This window comes from Williamsia sp. MIQD14, from assembly GCF_051025635.1.
Taxonomy (GTDB): domain Bacteria; phylum Actinomycetota; class Actinomycetes; order Mycobacteriales; family Mycobacteriaceae; genus Williamsia_A.
Genome location: NZ_JBPFDG010000001.1, coordinates 70,325 through 81,261, shown reverse-complemented (window position 1 = coordinate 81,261; position 10,937 = coordinate 70,325). Strand labels below are relative to the sequence as shown.

Annotated in this window: 8 protein-coding genes; all 8 read left to right on the top strand. The window is 69.2% G+C overall.

Annotated features, from left to right (window positions below; genetic code table 11):
* The first annotated feature begins 117 nt into the window (after positions 1-117).
* A complete protein-coding gene (locus tag ACQ7HM_RS00375) occupies positions 118-828 on the top strand; it encodes a ComF family protein (protein WP_434214291.1) in 711 nt (236 codons plus the stop codon).
* Positions 829-1,502: 674 nt separating this feature from the next.
* Positions 1,503-2,147 (top strand): ribosome hibernation-promoting factor, HPF/YfiA family, encoded by a 645-nt coding sequence (gene hpf, locus ACQ7HM_RS00370; RefSeq protein ID WP_434215583.1) that lies wholly within the window; start codon positions 1,503-1,505, stop codon positions 2,145-2,147.
* A 168-nt stretch (positions 2,148-2,315) separates the two neighbouring features.
* The gene (secA, locus tag ACQ7HM_RS00365) at positions 2,316-5,141 is read left to right on the top strand and encodes a preprotein translocase subunit SecA (protein ID WP_434214290.1); all 2,826 of its coding nucleotides are present in this window, start codon (positions 2,316-2,318) and stop codon (positions 5,139-5,141) included.
* Positions 5,142-5,381: 240 nt separating this feature from the next.
* Complete coding sequence (locus ACQ7HM_RS00360; RefSeq protein ID WP_434214289.1) at positions 5,382-5,957, top strand: Rv3235 family protein; 576 nt, start codon at positions 5,382-5,384, stop codon at positions 5,955-5,957.
* A gap of 62 nt (positions 5,958-6,019) precedes the next feature.
* Positions 6,020-7,489 (top strand): wax ester/triacylglycerol synthase family O-acyltransferase, encoded by a 1,470-nt coding sequence (locus tag ACQ7HM_RS00355; RefSeq protein WP_434214288.1) that lies wholly within the window; start codon positions 6,020-6,022, stop codon positions 7,487-7,489.
* Positions 7,490-7,520: 31 nt separating this feature from the next.
* A complete protein-coding gene (locus ACQ7HM_RS00350) occupies positions 7,521-8,036 on the top strand; it encodes a DUF6912 family protein (protein ID WP_434214287.1) in 516 nt (171 codons plus the stop codon).
* Between the two features lie 165 nt (positions 8,037-8,201).
* The gene (locus ACQ7HM_RS00345) at positions 8,202-9,512 is read left to right on the top strand and encodes a fatty acid desaturase family protein (RefSeq protein ID WP_434214286.1); all 1,311 of its coding nucleotides are present in this window, start codon (positions 8,202-8,204) and stop codon (positions 9,510-9,512) included.
* A 153-nt stretch (positions 9,513-9,665) separates the two neighbouring features.
* The gene (locus ACQ7HM_RS00340) at positions 9,666-10,898 is read left to right on the top strand and encodes a fatty acid desaturase family protein (protein WP_434214285.1); all 1,233 of its coding nucleotides are present in this window, start codon (positions 9,666-9,668) and stop codon (positions 10,896-10,898) included.
* Positions 10,899-10,937: the final 39 nt, after the last annotated feature.

Here is a 10,937-nt window from a genome sequence, read left to right as displayed (position 1 = left end):
TCGCCTGCTGACCGCGCCGTCGCCGACGCACGAACCGAACGCGCGCATCTGTGGACAACTGCTGCCCACCGCCGCGGCGGGACGAGGACGTCGTGTCGACGCGACGACGATGGCGGCATGTCGCGACGACCCGTCTGGCTCGAGGGGGCTCGCAGGGTCGCGTACGCCGCCGCCGATCTCGCGGTACCGCTGCACTGTGGCGGCTGCGCCCGCCCGGGCACGCGGTGGTGCGCGCGGTGCGACGCCACCCTGCGCGACGACCCCGTCGAACTGACCCCGCGCGTGCCACCACCGGTCACCACGTGGGCCGTCGGGCGCTACGTCGGCCCGTGTCGGGGCGCGGTGCTCGCGCTCAAGGAACACGGCCGCGGAGACCTGGTGCCGATCCTCGGTGCGGCCGTGGCCCGCGACCTCGTCCGGCTGGCGGCATGGTCGGAACTGCCGCGCGCGACCGGTTCGCTGATCCTGGTGCCGGCACCGACCCGCTGGTGGGCGGCACGTCGCCGCGGGGGTGACCCGGTGACCGCCATCGCCCGGGCCGCCGCCGACCTCCTCGGTCCCCGGGTGTCCGTCGTCGGCGCGTTGCGCACCTCGGCGTGGGCGCAGGACTCGGCCGGGCTGTCCGCGCGCGCCCGCGTCGACAACCTCGCACACGCGATCACCGTGACCGCGCGGCCCGCGGCACTCGCGCGACTGCGCGCGCCCGACACCGCGGTCGTCCTGCTCGACGACGTGCTGACGACCGGTGCCACCGCGACCGAGTCGCTGCGGGTGCTCGCCGCGGTCGGTGTCGGTGTCCACGCGGTGCTCGTGGTGGCCGGTGCATGAACCCGCGTGCGGGCCACCCCGGCAGCCGAACCCGACATCCCGGGCACGACACTCCGCGCGACACGCGATGAGGTCGACGGATCGACATGAAAACTCGATGAAATGTTGACACGCAAATCATGGCGACCGGATGGCCCAGCGACTACCTTGAGGAATCACACTCGTCGACATCGCGCGTCACGCCGAGGAGGTCGTGACGACCAGCCCGCGCCCGCGCGGTGCCGTCGGCGGTGATCTCGAACAGCATCGCCCGACATGTGGAGGTGAGGCCGCTCCCCCCAGAAGTGTCGTTGCGATGCAATCGATCTCACGCTCTACAGGTCACGAGCGATTGCGCGAGGAACGGAGGTCGGACACCGGCCCCCATCCGAGCAACGGCACCGACCCCGACCGTGGCCGTCCGCGATCCCTTTCGTGCGACATCTCGTCCGTGCGAGTCGCGACGCCCGCGGAACACCCCAGACCAGGAGGTAAACCGAGTGTCGACAGCAGTGAAAACCATTCGAGCAGGGCTGAACACGACCCCCCGCGCAGGAACCGATGCCGCGCCCCGGGCGAGCAACCCCGCCCAGCGTCCCGTACCGACGCCCCGCGAGCCGTCCACCCCGCACACACCGCCCCGAGCCGATCAGGCGCCGGCGGCCCCCGATCCCTTCGACCGCAGCTCGGCCTTCGTGTCCGCCGACCCTGACCACATCCCCGGTCAGCCGGTCGCGACCGTCACCGTCACCGGCCGCAATGTCGAGGTACCCGAGCACTTCCGTGTGCACGTCGGCGACAAGCTCTCCCGTGTCGAGCGATTCGATCCCACGATCTATGCCTTCGACGTCGAACTGCACCACGAGCGCAACCGACGCCAGTCCAAGGTCTGCCAACGCGTGGAGATCACCGTGCGCGGCAAGGGCCCCGTCGTGCGCGCCGAGGCGTGCTCGGAGAACTTCTACGCCGCGCTGGAATCCGCCGTCGACCGGCTGCAGTCGCGTCTGCGACGCACCAAGGACCGCCGCCGCGTGCACCACGGCCTGCGCACCCCGGTCTCGGTCGCCGAGGCGACCGCCGACATCGAGACCCTCGACCTCACCGACACGATGCCCGACACCACGACCGATCCCGCCGAGACCGCACTCGACGACCACGGGCCCGGGCAGGTGGTGCGCATCAAAGACCACGAGGCCGTACCGATGACCGTCGACGATGCGCTCTACGAGATGGAACTCGTCGGCCACGACTTCTTCCTCTTCCACGACAAGGAGTCCGATCGGCCCTCGGTGGTCTACCGCCGTCACGCCTTCGACTACGGGTTGATACGTCTCGCCTGACCACCCTGAGGACGCCCGAGAACGCAGCCGCGGCGGTGACAACCGTCGCGGCTGCGTCGCGTCAGGACCCCGTCAGTACCATGGTGGGGATCTGCGGCCGCACCCATCGGGGTGCGCGCGCATGCCACACGCCCACACAGCCACGAAATTCGGACAGAGGGATCAACAGTGCTCAACAGGATGCTGCGAGTCGGCGAGGGCCGGATGGTCAAACGTCTGGACGCGATCGCGACACACGTCGAGTCGCTGTCCGACGAGATCGAGGCGCTCACCGACGACGAACTGCGCGCCAAGACCGCCGAGTTCACCGAGCGATACACCGACGGCGAGTCGCTCGACGACATGCTGTCGGAGGCGTTCGCCGTCGCCCGCGAGGCCGCGTGGCGCGTTCTCGGCCAGAAGCCGTTCCACGTGCAGATCATGGGCGGTGCGGCACTGCACTTCGGCAACATCGCCGAGATGAAGACCGGTGAGGGCAAGACCCTGACCTGTGTTCTGCCGGCCTACCTCAACGCGCTCACCGGCGCGGGCGTCCACGTCGTCACCACCAACGACTACCTCGCCAAGTTCCACGCCGAGTGGATGGGACGCGTGCACCGCTTCCTCGGCCTGCAGACCGAGGTCATCCTCACCGGGATGACGCCCGACCAGCGCCGCGAGGCCTACGCCGCCGACATCACCTACGGCACCAACAACGAGTTCGGCTTCGACTACCTGCGCGACAACATGGCGCACTCGCTCGCCGACCTCGTGCAGCGCGGCCACGCCTACGCCATCGTCGACGAGGTCGACTCGATCCTCATCGACGAGGCCCGCACCCCGCTGATCATCTCGGGCCCGGCCGACGGGTCGAGCAAGTGGTACACCGAGTTCGCCCGGATCGCGCCGCACCTCAAGAAGGACGTCCACTACGAGGTCGACATCCGCAAGAAGACCATCGGCGTGCACGAGGCCGGTGTGGAGTTCGTCGAGGACCAGCTCGGCATCGAGAACCTCTACGACGCGTCGAACTCGCTGCTCGTCAGCTACCTGAACAACGCCATCAAGGTCCAGGAGCTCTTCGAGCGCGACAAGGACTACATCGTCCGCAACGGCGAGGTCCTCATCGTCGACGAGTTCACCGGTCGCGTGCTCGACGGACGTCGGTTCAACGAGGGTCTGCACCAGGCCATCGAGGCCAAAGAGGGCGTCGAGATCAAGGCCGAGAACCAGACCCTGGCCACCATCACGCTGCAGAACTACTTCCGCATGTACGAGAAGTTGGCCGGCATGACCGGTACCGCGCAGACCGAGGCCGCCGAGCTCGACCAGATCTACAAGTTGGGCGTGTTGCCGATCCCGACGAACAAGCCGATGATCCGCGCCGATCAGACCGACCTCATCTACAAGACCGAGGAGGCGAAGTTCGCTGCGGTCGTCGACGACATCACCGAGCGACACGAGAAGGGGCAGCCGGTCCTGATCGGCACCACCAGCGTCGAGCGCTCGGAGTACCTGGCGCGTCAGCTCACCAAGCGCGGGATCCCGCACACCGTCCTCAACGCGAAGTTCCACGAGCAGGAGGCGCAGATCATCGCCGAGGCCGGTCGGTCCGGCGCGGTCACCGTCGCCACCAACATGGCCGGCCGTGGCACCGACGTCGTGCTCGGCGGCAACCCCGATGTCATCGCCGACGTGCGCCTGCGCAAGCAGCGTCTCGACCCGGTGGAGACACCGGAGGAGTACGAGGCGGCGTGGGACGAGGTCATCGAGTCGGTGAAGGCCGAGGTCGCCGCCGACGCGGAGAAGGTGCGCGAGGCCGGCGGTCTCTACGTGCTCGGCACCGAACGCCACGAGTCGCGTCGTATCGACAACCAGCTGCGCGGTCGCTCGGGTCGTCAGGGTGACCCGGGTGAGTCGCGGTTCTACCTGTCGCTCGGCGACGAGCTGATGCGGCGGTTCAACGGCGCGGCACTGGAGTCGATCATGAACCGCGTCAACCTGCCCGACGACGTCCCGATCGAGGCGAAGATGGTCAGCAAGGCCATCCGCAGCGCGCAGACCCAGGTCGAGCAGCAGAACTTCGAGGTCCGCAAGAACGTCCTCAAGTACGACGAGGTGATGAACGAGCAGCGCAAGGTCATCTATGGCGAGCGCCGCACCATCCTCGAGGGCGAGGACCACCGTGAGCAGGTGCTGCGCATGATCGACGACGTGGTCACCGCCTACGTCGCCGGCGCCACCGCCGTCGGCTACGTCGAGGACTGGGATCTCGAGCAGCTGTGGACCGCCATGCGCACGCTCTACCCGATCGAGCTCGACTACAAGGAGATCGTCGGCGAGAACGAGTTCGGTGAGCGTGAGGACGTCTCGGCCGAGGAACTGACCGAGAAGCTGGTCGCCGACGCGCGCGAGGCCTACGCCAAGCGTGAGGCGGAGATCGACGCGATGGCCGGCGAGGGCGCGATGCGCCAGCTCGAACGGACCATCCTGCTCAGCGTGCTCGACCGCAAATGGCGCGACCACCTCTACGAGATGGACTACCTGCGCGAGGGCATCCACCTGCGGTCGATGGCCCAGCGCGACCCGGTGGTGGAGTACCAGCGCGAGGGTTTCGACATGTTCCAGGGCATGCTCGAGGGCCTCAAGGAGGAGTCGGTCGGCTTCCTGTTCAACGTCGCGGTCGAGGCCGCGCCGTCCGAGCAGGCCCCGGCTCCGGTGGCCGCCCCCGTCGCCCCGCCGGTCGCCCCGCGTCCCCTGCCCACCGAGGAGGCGCAGAGCGCGGTCGCGATGACCAAGTCGGCGGCCCCGACGGCGCTGCGGGCACGAGGCTTCGACGACGAGCAGCAGGATCTGGTCTACACCGGGCCCGCCGAGGACGGCAGCACGCGACAGATCGCCGACGGCGCGGACACCGCGGGCGTCTCCGCGAGCCGCCGCGAACGTCGTGCCGCCGCGCGGTCGGGTACCCGCACCGCGGGCACCAAACCGCCGAAGGCCCGCAAGAAGCGCTAGCCGGCGCCTCCCGCTCGACCGGTCCGCTCCCGCGACAGACACCACCGTCGCGGGGGCGGAGTCGTCTCGCGCGAACGCGCGGGGCGGGCACCGCCCGCGTCGTCACGGGAGCGATGCCGACATTTTTCGTGCATGCCGGAACCGGCGCCCCGGTCGCCGCGTCGTAAGAGGTGCGCGAACTCGACTCCTCGGCGGGAACACCCCGCCGGTCGGCTCGCCACGGACGATCGGTGGGGGCTCATGACGGACACAGGCAGAATCGCGGTGCGCGACCGCGAGGTCGGGACCGGGTGGCTGATCGGCCCCATCCCGCAGTGCGAGCCCGAGCCACTGTCGGTGTCGCCGCCGCCCGTGCACGCGGGGAGGACGAACACCGACCGACCATCGACTCCGCGGCGGCCACCGGCGCCCCCGGTGGGCGCCCCGGTCGCCGATCGCGTCGACCCGTCGGCGCGCACGTTCGCCGTCTCCGCGCTGACCCGTGTGCTCGAGGTCATCGACCGGCGCCGTCCGGTCGCCCATCTCGCCGCGGTGGCCGCGCCACACATCATCGATCAGGTCACGGCGCTGATGCACCGACCCGTCCCGACGTCGGCGCCGGGTCGGCGTCCGCCGACGGCGTCGTTGCTGCGCGTCCACCTGCAGTGGTCGGGTCCCGATGCCGCGGAGGTGACCGCGAGCTACGCGCGCGGGGACCGGGTCCACGCCGTCGCCGCGCGCGTGCAGCGGGTGCCCACCCGCATCCGCCCGTCGGTCCCGGGCGGTCCGCGCACCACCGAGCTGCGGTGGACGCTGGTCAACATCACCACCGTCTGAGCCGGGCGGCCGATCTGGGATGATGGGGTCGCACGCAGAACAGGAAGGCGGTGTGGACCCCGGTGAACCGACTCTCCCCACAGGACGCCACCTTCTACTACCGCGACGAAGAGGGTTCCACGACCCATCTCGGATCGCTGCTCGTCCTCGAACGCAGCGCCACCCACCTCGAATACCACCGTCTGCTGGCCACCGTCGAGAGCCGACTGGGCTCGGTGCCGCGGTATCGGCAGCGCGTCCGCGAGGTGACGTTGGGTCTCGGCCGCCCGGTGTGGGTGGACGACAACGACTTCGACATCACCTACCACGTCCGGCGCTCGGCCCTGCCGACGCCGGGGACCGACGACCAGCTCCACGACCTCGTCGCGCGGCTCATGTCACGACCGCTCGACCGGCACCGTCCCCTGTGGGAGATGTACCTCGTCGAGGGGTTGGCCGACAATCGGATGGCGGTGCTGACGAAGACCCATCGCGCACTGGTCGACGGGCGCGACGCCCTCGAGATCAACCAGGTCATCGTCGACGACGAGCCCGTGCATCCCGAGACGCCGCAGGACCTGTGGCTGCCCGACGCCGAACCCAGCAGCGGCGCACTGGTGGTCGGCGCGATCGCCGACGTGGTCACCCGGCCGTGGGAGCTGGTCGAGACCGTGCGGTCGGCGCCGGTCGCCCGCGTGGCGTCGGCCCCGGTCGCGACCGTCACCTCGGTGGTGGCCGGTTCGTTGCGCCGGATCGGCTCGGTGATGCAGCTGGCCACCGATTCCGCGCCGGACAGCCCGCTCAACGGCGCCACCACCGGCACGAGGCGGTTCACCGTGGCCTCGATACCGGCGGTGCGGTGCCTGCAGATCGCCCGCGCACACGACTGCGCCGTGAACGACGTCGTGCTCGCGGCCATCGCCGGCGCCCTGCGTCGCTGGTTGCTCTCGCGGGACCTCGCCGTCGACGCCCACGCGACCGTGCGGGTGATGGTGCCGCTCAGTGCCTACGTCGCCGGCGGCGAGGCCGGGTCGACGCGCTCCGACGAGTTGCGCAGTGACGCCGAGTGGATGGCCGAGGGTCTGCGGGGGTTCGTCACCGATCTGCCGGTCGGCGAGCCCAATCCGACCGTGCGCCTGTCGCAGATCGCGCACCTCACCGAACGGCACTCCCACTCGAGTCGTCGGGTGTCGATGGGGACGCGCGCCTGGCTGCCCGAGCTCACCGTCGCGGCGACCCAGCGCGTGGGACCGGCGACCTTCCACGCGATGAGCTCGCGTGCGGCGGCGTCGATGTCGGGGCGCTCGTTCAACGTCCCCATCAGCATCGCGCGCGGGCCCGGCGCCCCGCAGTACCTGGCGGGCAACCGCATCACCGAGATCTACCCGGTGCCCGCGCTGGTGCCGCAGCGCGCGCTCGCGATCGGGCTGAACTCCTACAACGGCGAGGTGTTCTTCGCCTTCAACGCCGACCGCGACATCATGTGGGATCTCGGTGCCATGACCGAGTTCCTCGCCGAGTCGTTCGACGAGCTGCCGGTGACGACCCGGTGAGCCGACAACAAACCCCGAGGAGAACAGTCGAGTGAGGGTGTACCTACCGGCCACGTTGGCGATGCTGGCGACGATCGAGGAGTCGGGGCAGTTCGACTCGGTCGGGGGCACCGCCTTCGCCCTCACCCCGGCGCTGCGGGAGTCCTACACCTCCGGTGACGACGAGGAACTCGCCGAGGCGGCGATGCGGGAGGCCGCGCGGGCCTCTCTGCGGCTGATGGCCGCCGAGGCGGACACGCGTGACCCCGACGAACCCGCCCTGCCGCTGCGGCGGGTGGTGGTCGCCGCCGACGTCGAACCGGTCACCCTCCGCCCCGACCTCGACGTCGCGGTGGTCAAGATCGCCCCCGCGGTGCCGCGCTCGGCGATCGCGTCGGTGCACGTCGACGTGGCCGAGGCGCAGCCCGCCGTCGCCGCGGCGGTCGAGGTGATCGACGACGCCGACCTCGGCGACGAGGACGCCGAACTCGCGATCGGCGACATCGACGATTTCGATCTCGCCTGGTACGCCACCCAGGAGCTCCTGTTCCTGCTCGAACTGCTCTGAAGTCGTCTGCGCTGCGGCGACGCGGCACCCCGGCGATGGGGCGCGACACCACAAACCCCCGGTCCGAGGTGTGTCCTCGTACACATCGACGGTGATCCCTGGACGCCTACGGTTGCGTAACCTACGCTTTCGTAGGTCAGTGTTTCCGGCGGCGAGAGGGCCATCGTGGCAGTCAAGAACGTCCCCGAGTACGCGCACCTGAGCGAGAGCGACGTGGCCGAGCTCGGCCGTCGTCTCGACGCCATCCGCGCCCGGATCGAGGAGTCGCGCGGAGAGCGCGACGCGAAGTACATCCGCAACACCATCCGGTTCCAGCGCGCCCTCGAGGTCACCGGTCGGGCGTTGACCGTGGGCGCGCGCCGGCGGTCGCTGTGGTGGCTGGGTGCCTCGGCGCTCGGTGTCGCCAAGATCGTCGAGAACATGGAGATCGGCCACAACGTCATGCACGGCCAGTGGGACTGGATGAACGATCCGGAGATCCACTCGACCGGCTGGGAGTGGGACAACGCGGGCCCCTCCGAGCACTGGAAGCAGACCCACAACTACATCCACCACAAGTACACCAACGTGTTGGGCATGGACGACGACGTGGGCTACGGCCTGCTGCGCGTGACGCGCGACCAGAAGTGGGCGCCGTTCTACCTCGGCAACCTCGTCTACAACACGCTGCTGGCGGTGGGCTTCGAGTACGGCGTCGCCGCGCAGTACCTCGAGATCGGCAAGATCGGCCGCAAGAACTTCGACCGTGCCGAGTTCGACCGCAAGCTGGGTGAGGTCGGGGAGAAGGTCGGCCGCCAGATCCTCAAGGACTACGTGGTCCATCCCGCGCTCGTCGGCGGGGTGACCCGGTCGCGGTCGGGATGGCGCGCCGCACTCACCTCGAACCTGATGGCCAACGCGATCCGCAACGTGTGGTCCAACGCCATCATCTTCTGCGGACACTTCCCCGACGGTGCCGAGAAGTTCGTCAAGCAGGACGTCGACTCCGAGACGCAGGGCGAGTGGTATCTGCGACAGATGCTGGGCAGCGCCAACTTCCACTGCGGTCCGGTGCTGGCGTTCATGAGCGGCAATCTGTCGTTCCAGATCGAGCACCACCTGTTCCCCGACCTGCCGAGCAACCGCCTCCGCGAGATCTCCCTCGAGGTGAAGGAACTGTGCGACGAGTACGACCTGCCGTACACGATCGGCCCGTTCCCGGTGCAGTACGCCAAGTCGTGGCGCACCATCGCCAAGCTGTCGCTGCCGAACAAGTACCTGCGCGACACCCGTGACGACGCGCCGGAGACCGCCTCGGAGGAGCGTTTCCGCGACGACTCCGCCGTGCGCCTGGTCGCGACCATCGACCCGGTGACGGGGAAGCGCCGCGGCCTGCGCAGCGCCATGGCCACCGCCCGGGCGCGTCGGCGGGACAAGGCCCTGGCGAAGGTGTCGCGTCTGGTCCCCACGTCGCGGGGAGCCGACCGCGCCGCCTGACCGCGGCGACACGCCCGAACCGGCCGCGAGCTGACACGACCGTGCCGAGGTCACGGTGGCGTCACGGCCGCGCGGTGTGGACAATGAAGCGAGCACCCGACCGCGCGTGCGTGCACATCAGTGCGGAGCACGCCACAAGGAGCAGCAAGGCCCATGGCCATCACCGACATCAACACCTACGCCCACCTCTCCGAGGACGACGTCGCCGAGCTCGGACGTGAGCTCGACGCGATGCGTCGTCGGATCGAGGCCGACCGCGGGGAACGCGATGCCAAGTATCTGCGGCGGACCATCACCGCGCAGCGCATCGTCGAGGCCGCCGGCCGACTCGTGCTGTGGAACAACAAGACCCGGTCGGAATGGGTCGTCGGCACCGCGTTGCTCGCCGCCGCCAAGATCATCGAGAACATGGAACTCGGGCACAACGTGATGCACGGGCAGTGGGACTGGATGAACGACCCCGAGGTCCATTCGTCGTCCTGGGAGTGGGACATGGTGTGCGCGTCCCCGGACTGGAAGCACTCGCACAACGTGGTGCACCACAAGTACACCAACGTGTGGGGCATGGACGAGGACCTCGGCTACCAGGTGATCCGGGTGACCCGCGACGAGCCGTGGAATCCCAAACACCTCGGCGGACCGTTCATCAACGTCTTCCTCGCGGCGACGTTCGAGTGGGGTATCGCTCTGCACGACCTTCATCTGGCCGACCTGGCGTCGGGCAAACGGTCGTGGGCCGACGCCAAGCCGGAGGTGATGCCGTTCCTGCACAAGGTCCGTCGACAGCTCGCGAAGGACTACGCGCTGTTCCCCGCGCTGTCGGGTCGGCGTGCCGGACGCACGTTGACGGGCAACCTCACCGCGAACCTCGCCCGCAACCTGTGGGCCTATGTCGTCATCTTCTGTGGTCACTTCCCCGACGGCGCCGAGAAGTTCACGCTGGAGTCGATCGAGAACGAGACCCCCGGCCAGTGGTACCTGCGACAGATGTTGGGCACGGCCAACTTCCGGGCCGGCAGGGTGATGGCGTTCATGAGCGGCAACCTCTGTTACCAGATCGAACACCACCTCTTCCCCGATCTACCGAGCAACCGGTACGCGGAGATGAGCCGAGAGATCAGGGATCTGTGCGAGCGCTACGACCTCCCGTACACCACCGGCTCGTTGCCGCGTCAGTACTGGCAGTCGCTGCGCACCATCTGGAAGCTGTCGCTGCCCGACCGCTTCCTCACGGCCACCGCCGACGACGCGCCCGAGACCGCCTCCGAGCGTCGTTTCTCCGTGCCCGCGGTCGGCGATCGCGGCGGGAAGATGCGCCGTGGTCTGAAGACGGCCATCGCCGAGGCCCGTCGCAGCCGCAAGGAACTGACACCGCAGGTTCGGTGACCTCACAGGGTTGGTCGGTATCGTAGTGAAATGCCCGAT

Coding starts and splice junctions, on each gene's coding strand:
- ACQ7HM_RS00360 (WP_434214289.1), top strand. CDS start 5,382: ATGACGGACACAGGCAGAATCGCGGTGCGCGACCGCGAGGTCGGGACC.
- ACQ7HM_RS00340 (WP_434214285.1), top strand. CDS start 9,666: ATGGCCATCACCGACATCAACACCTACGCCCACCTCTCCGAGGACGAC.
- ACQ7HM_RS00375 (WP_434214291.1), top strand. CDS start 118: ATGTCGCGACGACCCGTCTGGCTCGAGGGGGCTCGCAGGGTCGCGTAC.